16 protein-coding genes are annotated in these 14,091 nt (G+C 69.1%); 9 read left to right on the forward strand and 7 right to left on the reverse strand.

From position 1 onward, the window contains the following. Window position 1 precedes the first annotated feature (1 nt). The 5 genes from FNF32_RS05895 to FNF32_RS05910 form a co-directional block, all read right to left on the reverse strand. Entirely contained in the window at window positions 2–688 is a 687-nt protein-coding gene (locus FNF32_RS05895) for a formate dehydrogenase subunit gamma (protein WP_131675130.1), read from the reverse strand. After that, window positions 688–1,695 carry a formate dehydrogenase subunit beta gene (gene fdxH, locus FNF32_RS05900; RefSeq protein WP_131675129.1) on the reverse strand — a complete coding sequence of 336 codons (1,008 nt, stop codon included), beginning with the start codon at window positions 1,693–1,695 and terminating at the stop codon, window positions 688–690. Before fdxH ends, FNF32_RS05895 begins: the two co-directional genes overlap by 1 nt. Continuing rightward, entirely contained in the window at window positions 1,692–4,163 is a 2,472-nt protein-coding gene (gene fdnG / locus FNF32_RS05905) for a formate dehydrogenase-N subunit alpha (protein ID WP_221930666.1), read from the reverse strand. The genes fdxH and fdnG overlap by 4 nt, the downstream gene beginning before the upstream one ends. A gap of 12 nt (window positions 4,164–4,175) precedes the next feature. After that, window positions 4,176–4,772: a twin-arginine translocation signal domain-containing protein gene (locus FNF32_RS15890; protein WP_131675127.1), complete on the reverse strand. Its 597-nt coding sequence runs from the start codon at window positions 4,770–4,772 to the stop codon at window positions 4,176–4,178. 91 nt (window positions 4,773–4,863) lie between these two features. Beyond that, window positions 4,864–5,730 (reverse strand): tryptophan 2,3-dioxygenase, encoded by an 867-nt coding sequence (locus FNF32_RS05910; protein ID WP_131675126.1) that lies wholly within the window; start codon window positions 5,728–5,730, stop codon window positions 4,864–4,866. A 115-nt stretch (window positions 5,731–5,845) separates the two neighbouring features. Between FNF32_RS05910 and selD the strand changes: the two genes are divergently transcribed. Then, window positions 5,846–6,910 (forward strand): selenide, water dikinase SelD, encoded by a 1,065-nt coding sequence (selD, locus tag FNF32_RS05915; RefSeq protein WP_131675125.1) that lies wholly within the window; start codon window positions 5,846–5,848, stop codon window positions 6,908–6,910. A 393-nt stretch (window positions 6,911–7,303) separates the two neighbouring features. On the opposite strand, the gene efp is transcribed toward selD, so the two are convergent. Next, complete coding sequence (gene efp / locus FNF32_RS05920; protein ID WP_131675124.1) at window positions 7,304–7,870, reverse strand: elongation factor P; 567 nt, start codon at window positions 7,868–7,870, stop codon at window positions 7,304–7,306. A 76-nt stretch (window positions 7,871–7,946) separates the two neighbouring features. Between efp and epmA the strand changes: the two genes are divergently transcribed. The 8 genes from epmA to FNF32_RS05960 all read left to right on the forward strand — a co-directional run bounded on the left by epmA (window position 7,947) and on the right by FNF32_RS05960 (window position 12,951). Then, entirely contained in the window at window positions 7,947–8,996 is a 1,050-nt protein-coding gene (gene epmA / locus FNF32_RS05925) for an EF-P lysine aminoacylase EpmA (RefSeq protein WP_131675123.1), read from the forward strand. Window positions 8,997–9,010: 14 nt separating this feature from the next. After that, window positions 9,011–9,463, forward strand: coding sequence for a GAF domain-containing protein (locus FNF32_RS05930; RefSeq protein ID WP_131675122.1), 453 nt, complete (start codon window positions 9,011–9,013; stop codon window positions 9,461–9,463). Next, window positions 9,444–9,839 (forward strand): GFA family protein, encoded by a 396-nt coding sequence (locus FNF32_RS05935; RefSeq protein ID WP_131675121.1) that lies wholly within the window; start codon window positions 9,444–9,446, stop codon window positions 9,837–9,839. The genes FNF32_RS05930 and FNF32_RS05935 overlap by 20 nt, the downstream gene beginning before the upstream one ends. Then, complete coding sequence (locus tag FNF32_RS05940; protein WP_131675120.1) at window positions 9,836–10,210, forward strand: GFA family protein; 375 nt, start codon at window positions 9,836–9,838, stop codon at window positions 10,208–10,210. Before FNF32_RS05935 ends, FNF32_RS05940 begins: the two co-directional genes overlap by 4 nt. Then, the gene (locus FNF32_RS05945; protein ID WP_131675119.1) at window positions 10,207–10,605 is read left to right on the forward strand and encodes a GFA family protein; all 399 of its coding nucleotides are present in this window, start codon (window positions 10,207–10,209) and stop codon (window positions 10,603–10,605) included. The genes FNF32_RS05940 and FNF32_RS05945 overlap by 4 nt, the downstream gene beginning before the upstream one ends. Before the next feature lie 3 nt (window positions 10,606–10,608). Beyond that, window positions 10,609–11,235, forward strand: coding sequence for a LysE family translocator (locus FNF32_RS05950; protein ID WP_131675118.1), 627 nt, complete (start codon window positions 10,609–10,611; stop codon window positions 11,233–11,235). A 3-nt stretch (window positions 11,236–11,238) separates the two neighbouring features. Beyond that, on the forward strand, window positions 11,239–11,904 hold the full coding sequence (locus FNF32_RS05955; RefSeq protein WP_131675117.1) for an RluA family pseudouridine synthase: 666 nt from the start codon (window positions 11,239–11,241) through the stop codon (window positions 11,902–11,904). 63 nt (window positions 11,905–11,967) lie between these two features. Beyond that, on the forward strand, window positions 11,968–12,951 hold the full coding sequence (locus FNF32_RS05960) for a serine hydrolase domain-containing protein (RefSeq protein ID WP_131675116.1): 984 nt from the start codon (window positions 11,968–11,970) through the stop codon (window positions 12,949–12,951). 21 nt (window positions 12,952–12,972) lie between these two features. Here the strand turns inward: FNF32_RS05960 and FNF32_RS05965 are convergent, their stop codons facing one another. Continuing rightward, a complete protein-coding gene (locus FNF32_RS05965) occupies window positions 12,973–14,025 on the reverse strand; it encodes an AbrB family transcriptional regulator (protein ID WP_246087709.1) in 1,053 nt (350 codons plus the stop codon). Window positions 14,026–14,091: the final 66 nt, after the last annotated feature.

Consider the following 14,091-nt stretch of genomic DNA (forward strand, 5'->3'; position numbering starts at 1 on the left):
GTCACTCTGCCGGATCGGTCCGCTGGCGTCCAGCAAGCTCTCGCAGCCACTTGCGGTGGTGGCGGAACGCCCACCCGCCCGAGACCGTGCCGGTCGTCATCGCCGACAGCGTGCCCCGGGTCCAGATCGCGGCAAAGACATGCAGGATCAGGGTCAGGATCGTCAGGACGGCGGCGATGGAATGGACCATCAGCGCGATCCGCCGGGTGTCCACGGACACGATTTCAGGGAAGAACTGGTACCAGATCATGAAGCCGGTCGCGATCAGCACCACGATCAGCCAGAACATGGCCCAGAACACGAACTTCTGGCCAAGGTTGTACTTGCCCAGCTCGGGCAGCCTGTCCTCGTCGCCCTTGACCACGGCGCCGATATTGCGGGCCCAGACCGCGTCCTCGCGCCGGAACAGGTTGTGGCGCACCAGCTGCACGAACAGGATCATGAAGCTGACGAACAGCGCGATGCCGATGAACGGATGGACCCAGCGCGTCGCCTGGCCGCCGCCGAACAGCGACGACAGCCAGTAGAGCGAGGGGTCGAACAGCGCGAATCCCGACAGCGCCAGCAGGATCAGCGTGGTGGCGGTGAACCAGTGGTTCAGCCGGGTGAACCCGGCATAGCGCCGCACCGACACCGGGTCGCGGCTGAGGATGCGGTCGCCCGGTTCCGAATAGCGTCGTCCGGTCATCAGGCGTCCTTTCCTTCACCGCTGCCCTCGCCGCCGGGGATCGCGGCGGCGCGGTCCACCAGGTCCTCGGCGTGGCGTTCATCCTCGGGCTCGACCGCGACGCGGCTGAACAGCCCCATCGCCACGCTGCCGAGCGCCGCGAGCCCGATCGCGGCAAGGCCCACGGTCTTGGTCGGGCCCTTCCAGTTCTCGACCACGCCCGCGATCTGTGGGTCCTCGGGCAGGTCGTTGTAGATGCCCGGCTTGTCGGCGTGATGAAGGACATACATCACGTGCGTCCCGCCGACGCCCTGCGGGTCGTAAAGGCCCGCGTTGTCGTACCCGCGCGACTTCAGGTCCTCGACCCGCTCGGCGGCCAGCGCCGTCATGTCGTCCTTGGTCCCGAAGGTGATCGCGTGGGTCGGGCAGGCCTTGGCGCAGGCCGGTCCCTGGCCCACGGCCACGCGGTCCGAACACAGCGTGCACTTGTAGGACCGGTGATCGACCTGGCTGATGCGGGGGATGTCGAACGGACAGCCGCTGACGCAGTAGCCGCAGCCGATGCAGTTCTCGTGGATAAAGTCCACGATGCCATTGGAATACTGCACGATCGCGCCGGGCGCCGGGCAGGCGGTCAGGCAGCCCGGATCGGCGCAGTGCATGCAGCCGTCCTTGCGGATCAGCCATTCGAAGTCGCCCGTTTCCGGGTTGTCGTATTCGGCGAACCGCATCAGCGTGAACATGTCGGGCGTCAGGTCGTGGGGGTTTTCATAGACGCCCACGTTTTCCTCGACACCCGGATGGGTGTCGTTCCATTCGACGCAGGCCGATTGGCAGGCCTTGCAGCCGATGCACTTGCTCACGTCGATGAGTTTGGCCACCGGCGTCAGCGCGGTCGGGTTTTCCGCCACCGGCCCGCCGGCCGAGGACCGGACCACCGCCGCCTGGCCCAGGTTTCCCTGGGCCGGCTGCACGGGCGGGTTCGCGGTGGCGGTGCGGGGGCTGTCCACGTTGGGTGCGATGGTCACGACACGGCCTCCCCTGCGGCGGGCTCGATATTGACGAGGAACGCCTTGAACTCCGGCGTTTCCACGTTGGCGTCACCGATGAAGGGGGTCAGGCTGTTCGGCCCCCACCCCTTCCGCGCCGCGCCGACAAAGCCCCAGTGAAGCGGGATGCCGACGACGTGGACGGGCTTTCCGTCGCAGATCAGCGGCTTGATCCGTTTGGTCACCAGCGCCTTGGCCCAGACCTCGCCGCGCTTGGACCAGACCCGCACCCGGCCGCCCTTGGCGATGCCCTTTTCGGCCGCAAGCTGCTCGCTGATCTCCACGAAGAACTCGGGCTGCAGCGCGGCGTTCACCGCGTTGTGCTTGGTCCAGTAGTGGAAATGCTCGGTCAGGCGGTAGCTGGTGGCGACGAACGGGAACTCGGCGCTGTCGCCCAGCCGCGCCACGTCGGATTCGAAGACGCGCGCCACCGGGTTCCCCCGCATGGCCGGGTTGAACACGTTGGCCATCGGGCTTTCGAACGGCTCCATGTGGGTCGGGAACGGCCCGTCCCGCATCAGCCCGCGCGAGAACAGGCGCGACACGCCTTCCTGGTTCATGATGAACGGCCCGACCTCGCCCGGCTTCGCGGTGGGCGCGATGTCGGGCACGTCGTAGCCCGTCCATTTCGCGCCGTCCCACCAGACCAGGCGGCGGCTGTCGTCCCAGGGATTGCCGTCCAGGTCCGACGATGCGCGGTTGTAGAGGATGCGCCGGTTCAACGGCCAGCTCCACGTCCAGTTGGCGAAGGCGCCGGTGCTGTCGGGGTCCGAGTTGTCCCGCCGCGCCATGTTGTTGCCGTTCTCGTTCCACGAGCCGGAATAGATCCAGCAGCCGCAGGCGGTCGATCCGTCGTCGCGCAGCTGGCTGAAGTTCAGCACCTGCTGCCCCGCCTTCACCAGCGTCTTCGACGGATCAGCAGGGTCCGAAAGGTCGCTCAGCGCGCGGCCGTTCATTTCCTTCGCCAGTTCCTCGGGCGTGGGCTCGTTGGCGTCGGCATAGTCCCAGGTCAGGTTCACGATCGGGTCGGGGAACACGCCCCCTTCCTTCAGGTAAAGGTCGCGCACCCGCAAGAAGACCTGCGCCATGATCCAGGTATCCAGCTTCGCCTCGCCCGGCGGCTCGGCCCCCGGCCAGTGCCATTGCAGCCACCGGCCCGAGTTCACCAGCGCGCCTTCGTCCTCGGCAAAGCAGGACGAGGGCAGCTGCAGCACCTCGGTCTGGATCGCGGCGGGGTCCACGTCGTTGTGCTCGCCGTGGTTTTCCCAGAACCGCGACGTCTCGGTCTCGAGCGGGTCGATCGTGACGAGCAGCTTCAGCTTGGACAGCGCGCGCGTGACCTTGCCCCGATCGGGGAAGGCCAGCAGCCCGTTGAAGCCCTGGCAGAAGTAGATGTTGCACCGCCCCTGGTCCATCATCTCGAAGATGCGCAGCACGTCATAGGCGGGCACGTCGAGCTTGGGCAGGTAATGATAGGCCCAGTCGTTCTCGACCGTCGCGGCGTCGCCCCACATCGACTTCATGAAGCTGACCATGAACTTGGGATAGTTCTGCCAATAGCTGGTCTGCCCGGGCCGCAGCGGCTTGAACGCCCGGCTTTTCATGTAGGTGGCCCAGTCGGGTTCCTGTTCGGTCGGGATGTTCAGATAGCCCGGGATCAGGTTCGACATCAGCCCGATGTCGGTCAGCCCCTGGATGTTGGAATGCCCGCGCAGCGCATTCATCCCGCCGCCCCGGACGCCGATGTTGCCCAGGATCAGCTGCAGCATCGCCATGCCGCGGATGTTCTGGGCGCCCTTGGAATGCTGCGTCCAGCCAAGCGCGTACATCGAGGTCATGGTCTTGGTCGGCGACGAACATTCCCCGATCATCTCGGCGACCTTGAGGAAGCGGTCGGCGGGGGTGCCGCAGACGCGTTCCACCAGTTCGGGGGTGTAGGCATCGACATGCGCGCGCAGCAGCTGCCAGACGCAGCGCGGGTTTTCCAGCGTGGGGTCCGTCACCGCGAAGCCGTCGTCGCCGATCACGTAGTCCCAGCTTTTCTTGTCGTAGTCGCGCTTTTCCTCGTCGTAGCCGCTGAAGAGCCCGTCACTCCAGCCGAAGTCGTCGCGCACGATATAGGCCGCGTTGGTGTAGTTGCGGACATAGTCCCACTGCACCTTGTCGTTTTCGATCATGTGCCGGATCAGCGCCATCAGGAACACGATGTCGGTGCCCGGCCGGATCGGCGCGTAATAGTCGGACACGCTGGCCGTGCGCGTGAACCGGGGGTCCACGACGATCAGCTTGGCGCCGCGATGGTGCTTGGCCTCGGTCACCCACTTGAAGCCGCAGGGATGCGCTTCGGCGGCGTTGCCGCCCATGACGACCACGAGGTCGGTGTTCTTGATGTCGGTCCAGGAGTTGGTCATCGCTCCACGGCCAAATGTCGGGCCCAAACTGGACACCGTGGGGCCGTGTCAGACGCGCGCCTGGTTGTCGAACGCGACTACTCCCATCGACCGGACGACCTTGTAGGTCAGCCAGGCCGTTTCGTTGGTGGTGGCCGACGCGGCCAGAAAGCCCGTCGTCGTCCAGCGGTTCACGGGCACGCCCGCCTCGTTCAGCGACATGAAGTTCGCGTCGCGGTCGTCCTTGAGCGCGCGGGCGATCTTGTCCAGCGCCTCGTTCCAGCCGATCGGCTCGAACGCGTCGGCGCCGGGCTTGCGGATGCGCGGCTGGGTCAGGCGGGTGGGGGCGTTGACGAAATCCTTCAGCGCCGCGCCCTTGGGGCACAGCGTGCCGCGGTTGGTCGGATGGTCGGCGTCGCCCTCGATATGGACGATGCGCTTCTTGCCGGTTTCGTCGTCGATGCGGGAATACATGATGATCCCGCAGGCGACCGAGCAGTAGGGACAGGTGTTGCGCGCTTCCGTGGTGGCCGTCAGCTTGAAGCCGCGCACATGCGCGAGCTCCGCCGCCTCTGCCTCGCCGAAGCCAAGGGCCCCCAGCGACGTCGCCGCGACACCCGCACCCGCCAGCTTCAGGAAGCCGCGCCGTGAGAGGTCGATGTTCATCCGATCCTCCGTCCTTTGCCTGTCGAATAGATAGGTGCGCCGATGATGGACCCGACCCCCCGCCTGGTCAACAGATGTGGCGCGGTCGCGGCTACAGATCGGCGCGCAGGTCCCAGAGGTCCGGGAACAGCACCGTGTCGAGCATCGCCCGCAGGTACGACACCCCCGCCGTGCCCCCGGTCCCGCGCTTGAAGCGGATGATCCGTTCCACCGTCGTGACGTGGTTGAAACGCCAGCGGCGGAAGTAATCCTCGAAATCGACCAGCTTCTCGCCCAGTTCGTAAAGCGCCCACCAGCGTTCCGGGTCGGCATAGATCGCGGCCCACGCCGCCCGTGCGCGCGGGTCGGGCGCGGTCGCGGCGCGGGGATCGGCGGGCGGCGCCACGTCGAACCCCGCCGCCGCCAGCCGCGCCAGCACGACGGCGTATATCGAGGGCCGGTCCAGTTCCGCCCGCAGCGACTGCGCGAGGTCCGGGCGATGTTCGTGCGGGCGGATCAGCGCGGGATTGCGGTTGCCGGCCACGAACTCGATCATCCGGTACTGGTGGCTCTGGAACCCCGAGCTTTCGCCCAGGAACGGGCGGAACTGCCGGTATTCGCTGGGCGTCATCGTCCGCAAGACGTCCCACGAGTTGTTCAGCTGTTCCATGATCCGCGCCACGCGGGTCAGCATCTTGAAGGCCGGGCGCAGGCGGTCGGCGGCGATCGCTTCGCGCGCGGCGGACAGCTCGTGCAGCGCGAGCTTCATCCACAGCTCGCTGGTCTGGTGCTGGATGATGAACAGCATCTCGTCATGCGCGGACGACCGCGGGTGCTGCGCCGACAGGACGGGATCGAGCGACAGGTAGTCGCCGTAGCTCATCCGCCCCTGGAACGACATCTGCGCGTCGTGGTGGCCGGGCGGGGTGGAACCGGCGGGGTCGGACGTGACGGGATCGGACGCGGCGGGGTCGGACATGGCGGGGCTCCGCTTCGCTTGCGGTTCTGCCGCAACCATACAGCGCGGACGGCCCCGGCTGGCAAGGCCGCCGCCGCATGCTAGACCCGGGGCGACGCGATGCAGGATGACCGCCATGACCGCCCCCACCGCCCCCGCCACCGATCCCACGATCCGCCTGTCCCAGCTTGCCCACGGCGGCGGCTGCGGCTGCAAGCTTGCCCCCGCCGTGCTGCGCGACCTGCTTGCGGGCCAGCCGGTGGGGCAGATGTTCCCGCAGCTGCTGGTCGGGAACGAGACCGCCGACGACGCCGCCGTCTGGCAGATCGACGATCGCACGGCGGTGATCGCCACGACCGACTTCTTCATGCCGATGGTGGACGACCCCCACGCCTTCGGGCGCATCGCCGGGGCGAACGCGATTTCCGACATCTACGCGATGGGCGGGCGGCCGATCATGGCGCTGGCGATCCTTGGCATGCCGGTGGACCGGCTGCCGGCCGAAACGATCCGCCTGATCCTGCAGGGTGGGCAGTCGATCTGCGCCGAGGCGGGGATCCCGGTCGCCGGCGGCCATTCGATCGATTCGGTCGAACCGATCTACGGCCTGGCCGTGATCGGGCTGGTCGATCCGGCGAAGCTGCGCCGCAATGCGGACGCGCGGGTGGGCGACGCGCTGATCCTGACCAAGGGGCTGGGGGTCGGGCATTACTCGTCGGCGATCAAGAAGGACGCGCTGGACCAGGCCGGGATCGACGAGATGATCGCGTCCACGACGCTTCTGAACCGGATCGGGGCCGACCTGGCCGAGGACCCGGCCGTCCACGCGATCACCGACGTGACGGGTTTCGGCATTCTCGGGCACGGGCTGGAGGTCGCGCGCGGATCGGGCGCGCGGCTGGTGTTAGAGGCGGCGGCGCTGCCGCGCCTGTCGCGCGCCGACGAACTGGCGCAGGCGGGTTTCGTCACCGGCGCCTCGCACCGCAACTGGGCCGCCTACGGGCACGAGGTGACGCTGCCCGAAGGCTGCCCGGACTGGCTGCGGGCGCTGCTGTGCGATCCGCAGACCTCGGGCGGGCTCTTGGTGGCGGTCGCGCCGGAGGCGGCGGCCGCATGGGTGAGCCGCATCCGCGACGCGGGCTATCCGCTGGCGGCGGTGATCGGCCGGGTCGAGGAAGGCAGCGGCGTCACGGTGGTTTGACCCTACGGTCCTTCGATGCACCCCCGGTCCGCCCAGAGCGGACCGGGACGCGCCCGCCCGCCCTCAGGCGGGTGCGTTCGCACCCACCCGGGCGGACGCGTCCCTCCGGCGTGCTGGCTTCAAGGGCCGCTCGGAAACAGGCTCGTGGCCCGTTTCCTTCAGCAGGACCGCCCCTTCCGATCACTCGCAAGTCGCTGAGCCTGACTAAGCTCCGGTCCTTCGATGCACCCCCGGTCCGCCCAGAGCGGACCGGGACGCGCCTGCCCGCCCCTTGGCGGGCGCGTTCGCGCCCACCCGGGCAGTCCCGTCCCTCCGGCGTGCTGACGCCACCGGACCGCTCGGAAACGGGTTCGTGACCCGGTTCCTCAAGCACCGACCGCCGATGCGAAAGGATCAGTCCTTCGCGCGCTCGACGTAGCTGTTGTCCTCGGTGTTGATGACGATCCGCGTGCCCACGCCGATATGCGGCGGCACCATCACCCGCAGGCCGTTGTCCACCGTCGCCGGCTTGTAAGACGACGACGCGGTCTGGCCCTTCACTACCGGCTCGGTCTCGGTGATCTCGACCGTGATCCGCTGCGGCAGGGTCATCGCGATCGGCACGCCGTTGTAGACCTGCAGGAACAGGCGCATGCCTTCTTGCAGGTACGCCTTCTGGTCGCCCACCATGTCGGCCGGGGCCACCAGCTGCTCGTAGCTTTCCGGCTCCATGAAGTGGAACCCCTCGCCGTCCTCGTAAAGGAAGTCGTAGGCGCGTTCGTCCACATGCGCGCGTTCCACCTGCTCGGTCGTGCGCCAGCGTTCCGACACCTTCACGCCGTCCGCGATCCGGCGCATGTCCACCTGCGTGACGGGCGTGCCCTTGCCGGGATGGAAGTTCTGGGCGATCAGGACGACATACAGCTTGCCGTCCAGCTCCACGACGTTGCCTTTGCGAAGGCTGGAAGCGATGACTTTCACGGGCGTCTTTCTTGCGATCTGGGGATGTGTGGAATATCGCGCGGTCATTAGCGCAACCCATCGGATTTCGCCAGCCATGACCGGAACGCCGTCCCAGACCGCGTGGTGGAACCCCCGCCGTCACGCCGACCGCCGCCCGCTTCTGCTGGCGCGGAACCGCGCGCAGGCCGCGATCCGTTCCTGGCTGGACGCCCACGGCTTTACCGAGGTGGACCCCGCCGCGCTGGCCATCAGCCCGGGAAACGAGGCGCATCTGCACGCCTTTGCTACCGACGCGATCGGGAACGACGGCGTGGCGCGGCGGATGTATCTGCACACCTCGCCCGAGTTCGCGATGAAGAAGCTGCTGGCGGCCGGTGAAACGCGGATCGCCGCGTTCTCGCACGTCTGGCGCAACCGCGAGCGGGGGGCGCGCCACAGCCCCGAGTTCACGATGCTGGAATGGTACCGGACGGGCGAGCCCTACGACGTCCTGATCGACGACTGCGCCGCCTTCCTGCGCGTGGCGGCGGAAGCGGCCGGGGCGACCCTGCTGCGGCACGGCGACGCCACCTGCGATCCCTTCGCCGCGCCCGAGCGTCTGTCGGTCGCCGACGCATTCGCCCGCCACGCCGGGTTCGACCTGCTGGCGACCGTGGCCGCGGACGGATCGACCGACCGCGACGGGCTCGCCGCGCGGCTTGCCGCCTCCGGCATCCGCCACGCCCATGACGACACTTGGTCCGACCTTCTCAGCCGCGTGCTGGTCGAACGGGTGGAGCCGCATCTCGGTCACGGCCGCCCGACCGTGCTGGACCGTTATCCCGCGCCCGAGGCGGCGCTGGCCCGCCGCGCCCCCGACGATCCCCGCGTGGCCGAGCGGTTCGAGTTTTACGCCTGCGGCGTCGAGCTGGCGAACGGCTTCGGCGAGCTGACGAACCCGGACGAACAGCGCACCCGCTTCATTGTCGAGATGGAAGAAAAGCACCGCGTCCACGGCGAACGCTACCCGCTGGACGAGGACTTCCTTGCCGCCCTCGCCCACATGCCGCCCGCATCGGGCATCGCGCTGGGGTTCGACCGGCTGGTGATGCTGGCGACCGGCGCGCCGCGGATCGACGACGTGATGTGGACGCCGGTCCCGTGAAACAGGAGCCTGCCATGATCGACTACCCCGCCCTCGCCGCCAGCATCGTCTCGCTTACCCACGGGGAAACCGATAAGGTGGCTCTGATGGCGACGCTGGCGTGCGAGATCCACCACGCCGACGACCGCTTCGACTGGACCGGCTTCTACCGCGTGACCGGACCCGAACTGCTGAAGATCGGCCCGTACCAGGGCGGGCACGGCTGCCTCGTGATCCCGTTCGCGCGCGGGGTCTGCGGGGCGGCGGCGCGCACGGGGCAGACGCAGCTGGTGCCCGATGTGGACGCCTTTCCCGGCCACATCGCCTGCGCCAGCTCCACCCGGTCGGAACTGGTGATCCCGGTGTTCGGCGCGAACCGGCGGCTGATCGGGGTGCTGGACATCGACAGCGACCTGCCCGACGCTTTCACGGCCGCCGACTCGACGGCGCTGGAAGGAATCCTGCACGATGTCTTCGGAACGCTCTGACCTGACCGGCGGCTGCCTGTGCGGCGCGGTACGCTACACCGCCGGGGCCGAGGCGCTGGGCAACGCCGCCTGCCATTGCGGCATGTGCCGCAGCTGGTCGGGGCATGTCTGGGCGTCGGGCATGGTGCCGAAAGATGCCCTGAAGGTGACCGGCGCGCCGAAGTGGTTCCGCTCGTCCGGGGACGCCGAGCGCGGGTTCTGCGCCACATGCGGAACCTCGCTCTTCTGGCGCGCGGACGGGGCGGATCACGTCTCGGTCGGCATGGGCACGCTGGACGAGCCCATTGGTCAGCAGCTGGAACGCCATATCTACACCGACTTCAAGGGCGACTACTACGACATCGCCGACGGCCTTCCGCAGGAGAAAAGCGCATGAGGGATCTTTCCGGCGCCTGCCTGTGCGGCGCGATCGCGCTGCAGGTGCGGACCGACGCCGTCGAGGCGCGCGAATGTCACTGCACCCAGTGCCGCCGCCAGTCGGGCCACGTCTGGGCGTTCCTGACCGTGCCCTGGGACGCCGTGGAATGGAGCGTCGCGCCCGCGATCTACCAGCACAGCGACAAGGCGGACCGGGGCTTCTGCGCCGAATGCGGGTCGTATGTCTACTGGCGCGAACGCGACGCGGGCACGGTGGACCTGTCGGCGGGGCTGTTCGACCAGCCGACCGGGCTGCACCTGGGGCCGCCATCCTTCACCGGCAACAAGGGCGACTATTACCAGGTCAGCCCGTGGACACCGTCTGAATGACGGCCGCGCTGAAAGGCGGCTGCCTGTGCGGCGCGGTGCGCTTCACCGCCGAACCCGACGACGGCGGCATCGTCGCCTGTCACTGCGGCATGTGCCGGCGCTGGTCGGGGCACGTCTGGGCCGAGACGGGTGTCACCGCGCTTGAGATCGAGGACAGCCGCGCGCTGCGCTGGTACCGATCGTCCGCCATCGGCGAGCGGGGGTTCTGCGCCGAATGCGGGTCGTCCCTGTTCTGGCGCGGCGTCAAGGATGGACAGGCGGTCGAGGATGACATCGAGGTGTCGGCCGGCGCGCTCGACGCGCCCACCGGGATGCGGCTGTCGCACCACGTGCGGGTGGACCACAAGGGCGACTATTACGAGATCGCGGACGGCGTGCCGCAGCGGGGGAACTGACAGGTGATCTGGGACACGCTCGGCAACATCCCGGCGGCGCAGCTGCTGGCCTTCGTCACGGGCGGGCTGGTCCTGAACTTCGCGCCGGGGCAGGACGTGTTCTTCGCCAGCGCCTGCGGGGTGCAGGGCGGGCCGCGCGCGGGCGCGCTGGCGGGTTTCGGCGTGGGGCTGGGGGTGGTCTGCCACGTCTTTCTGGCGACCGTCGGCCTTGGCGCGGTGATCGCCGCGCACCCGCAGGCGCTGATGGGGATCAAGTGGATCGGGGCCGCATATCTTCTGTTCCTCGCGTGGAAAAGCTGGACCGCGCCGCCGCCCGAGCCCGCCGCCCGCGCGTCCGTGCGAACATGGAACATCGTCCGGCGCGGGATGCTGTCGAACCTTCTCAACCCCAAGCCGGTGCTGTTCCTGCTGGCGTTCCTGCCGCAGTTCACCAGCCCCGCCTATGGGCCGATCTGGCAGCAGTTCCTGGGCCTGGGCCTGATCTTCGCCTTTACCGGGACGCTGGTCACGATCGGCTACGGGGTGGTCGCGGGCAGCCTTGGCCACATGCTGGGCCGGCATCTCGGCATCCTCAACAAGGTCGCGGGGGTCATGTTCGCGGGCCTTGCGGTGCGGCTGGTCGCGAAGTGACCGATGCCTGAAGCCGCGCCTGCGCCCTTCGTCTATGTCCCGACCGACGAACAGCCCCGCCTGATCCACGCCGACGACCAGATCCTGATCGTGGACAAGCCTGCGGGCCTTTTGTCGGTGCCGGGGCGGGGGGACGACCGTGCCGACTGCCTGATCGCGCGGCTGGCAGTGGCGTTCCCAACCGTGCTGCTGGTCCACCGGCTGGACCTAGACACGTCGGGGGTGATGGTGTTCGCGCTGACGCCGCACGCGCAGCGCCATCTTGGCCAGCAGTTCGAGCGGCGGCAGACGAAAAAGGCGTATGTCGCACGGCTGTCGGGGCGGCTGAAGCCGAAGTCGGGCACCGTGGACCTGCCGCTGATCGTGGACTGGCCGAACCGCCCGCGCCAGAAGGTGGACCACAAGGATGGCCGCCCCGCCCGGACCGAATGGCGCGTGATCCGCGCGGACGACGCCGAAACCCGTGTCCGCCTGACGCCGGTGACGGGCCGCAGCCACCAGCTGCGGGTGCACATGGCCTCGCTCGGCCACCCGATCCTTGGCGACAGCCTGTATGCCGAAGGCGCGGCGGCCGACCATCCCCGGCTGATGCTGCACGCCGAAACGCTGCGCCTGCGCCATCCCGACAGCAATGTCACAATGACGTTTTCGGCCCCGGTTCCGTTCTGACCGCCGTTGCCCCGATGCCGGGCGGGGTGCTGTAGTCTCCCCCTGCACAAAGGGGACCAGCCGATGACGCACCATCTCACCCGCCGTCGGATGATCCTGGCCTCCGCCGCCGCGCTGGCGCCGCTTGGCGCGCGGGCACAGGCGCAACCGGCATGGGCCGGGACGGCCGCGCGGCTGGACCAGCTGCACGCGCTGGTGGTGACCCGGGGCGGCGCGCAGGCGTTCGGCCGCGCGTTCCGGGGACCGGCGCTGGACCGGCCGGTGAACGTGAAATCGGTAAGCAAGACCATCGTCGCGCTGCTGACCGGCATCGCCATCGACCGCGGCGTGCTGGACGGGCCGGACCAGCCGGTGCTGCCGATCCTGGGTCGCGCGGCCTTCGGGGACGCGCGCGACACGCTGACCATCGGGAACCTGCTGACGATGCAAAGCGGACTCGCCAGCACGTCGGGGGCGAATTACGGCGCGTGGGTGAACAGCCGCGACTGGGTGGACTACGTGCTGGCGAACCCCTCGGGGCGGCCGGGCGGCAACTTTATCTATTCCACCGGCGGCTGGCACGTCCTTGGCGCGGCGCTGGCGCGGGCCAGCGGCGAAAGCCTGCTGACGCTGGCGCGCGACTGGCTGGCCGGTCCGCTCGACATCGCGATGCCGCCGTGGGTGCGCGATCCGCAGGGGCGCTATCTTGGCGGCAACGACATGGCGCTGAGCCCGCTGGCGCTGGCGCGGATCGGCGACATGGCGCTGGGCGGCGGCCAGATCGGCGGCGAGCGGGTGGTGAGCAAGGCGTGGCTCGACACCTCGTGGCAGCCGCGCGCGCGATCGCCCTTCTCGGGCGACCAGTATGGCTACGGCTGGTTCCTGACGCGGTTCGGCGGCCACGACGCGGCCTATGCGCGCGGCTATGGCGGGCAGATGCTCGCGGTCGTCCCGGCCCTGCGGATGAGCGTCGCCATCACCTCGGACCCGACCCGGCCGGCGCGGGGCGAGGGGCATTTCGGCGACCTGCGGCGGCTGGTGGACGAGATCGCGCGCAACCCGGCCTGACTGGCGCGCGGCCGGTAACGGTCACAGGTCGTCGTCGCGCTGCGGGCGCCGCTGCGACCAGCGCCCCGCCACCGGGGCCAGCGCGATCACCAGCACCATCCGCACCAGGTGATGGGCCACGACATAGGCGAGGTCGGCGCCCGCGATGATCGCCATCACCACCATCTCGGACTGCCCGCCGGGCAGGAACGCCAGGAACGCATCCAGCCCGGGCGCAAGGTCGAGGGCGCGGATCACCTCGATGAACAGGATCGAGATGCCCGACAGGATCAGCGCATATGCGACGCCCGCGCCCACGTCCACGCGCAGCTCGCGCAGCGTGATGCCGCTGTAGCGCGCGCCGACCGCCATCCCGATGAAGAACTGCGCCGCCCAGATGATCTCGGCCGGGGGGCGGGTGGTGATGATGCCTGACAGCGACAGGATCGCGGTCAGGATCATCGGCCCCAGGATCGTCGCCCCGAACAGCCGCAGCCGCGCGGCGATCCGCCAGCCCGCGATGCAGGCCCCGACCATCAGGGCGATCTGCAGCGGATCGGTGTCCCCGGCCCGTGCGCCGGGCGGGACCGACAGGTCGATCCCCCAGACCGCCGACATGACCAGGGGCGCGACCGTCACGATGACGAGGACGCGCGAGGCGTGGATCAGCGATAGCGCCCGCACGTCGCCCCCCGCTTCTTCGCCGAACACCAGCATGTCCTGCAGCCCGCCCGGCATCGCCCCGAACCACGCGGTGGCGTGGTCGAAGCCGAACACGCGACGGAACAGCGGGTATCCCGCCGCCCCGATCAGCAGCACGAACAGTGGCACGAAGGCTAGCGACAGCGCGAAATCCGGCAGGTGCCCGACCATGTCCGGCGTGATCGCGGATCCCGCCGCGACGCCCAGGAACGTCCGCATGAACGTGCCCAGCAGTCCCAGGTCACGCATCCGCGCGCCGGCGAAGGCGCCCGCGAGGCAGGCGGCCATCGGCCCCAGCAGGAACGGCAGCGGCAGCCCGGCCAGATGAAAGACCAGCGTGCCGGCGGCGGCGAGCGCGAGGGTGGTGAAGGGGCGGGGGTCGAGGCGTCTCACCCGTGCAGACATCCGCCGCGCTGCCCGCCGCGTCAACTGCGCCGCGTCAACCGGGCTGCGCGAGAC

Source organism: Paracoccus marinus (assembly GCF_007018965.1).
GTDB classification, from domain to species: Bacteria; Pseudomonadota; Alphaproteobacteria; order Rhodobacterales; family Rhodobacteraceae; genus Paracoccus; species Paracoccus marinus.

Coding starts and splice junctions, on each gene's coding strand:
- FNF32_RS05960 (WP_131675116.1), top strand. CDS start 11,968: ATGACGCACCATCTCACCCGCCGTCGGATGATCCTGGCCTCCGCCGCC.
- FNF32_RS05910 (WP_131675126.1), bottom strand. CDS start 5,730: ATGTCCGACCCCGCCGCGTCCGATCCCGTCACGTCCGACCCCGCCGGT.
- FNF32_RS15890 (WP_131675127.1), bottom strand. CDS start 4,772: ATGAACATCGACCTCTCACGGCGCGGCTTCCTGAAGCTGGCGGGTGCG.
- FNF32_RS05895 (WP_131675130.1), bottom strand. CDS start 688: ATGACCGGACGACGCTATTCGGAACCGGGCGACCGCATCCTCAGCCGC.
- FNF32_RS05940 (WP_131675120.1), top strand. CDS start 9,836: ATGAGGGATCTTTCCGGCGCCTGCCTGTGCGGCGCGATCGCGCTGCAG.
- FNF32_RS05930 (WP_131675122.1), top strand. CDS start 9,011: ATGATCGACTACCCCGCCCTCGCCGCCAGCATCGTCTCGCTTACCCAC.
- FNF32_RS05935 (WP_131675121.1), top strand. CDS start 9,444: ATGTCTTCGGAACGCTCTGACCTGACCGGCGGCTGCCTGTGCGGCGCG.
- epmA (WP_131675123.1), top strand. CDS start 7,947: ATGACCGGAACGCCGTCCCAGACCGCGTGGTGGAACCCCCGCCGTCAC.
- FNF32_RS05955 (WP_131675117.1), top strand. CDS start 11,239: ATGCCTGAAGCCGCGCCTGCGCCCTTCGTCTATGTCCCGACCGACGAA.
- FNF32_RS05945 (WP_131675119.1), top strand. CDS start 10,207: ATGACGGCCGCGCTGAAAGGCGGCTGCCTGTGCGGCGCGGTGCGCTTC.
- selD (WP_131675125.1), top strand. CDS start 5,846: ATGACCGCCCCCACCGCCCCCGCCACCGATCCCACGATCCGCCTGTCC.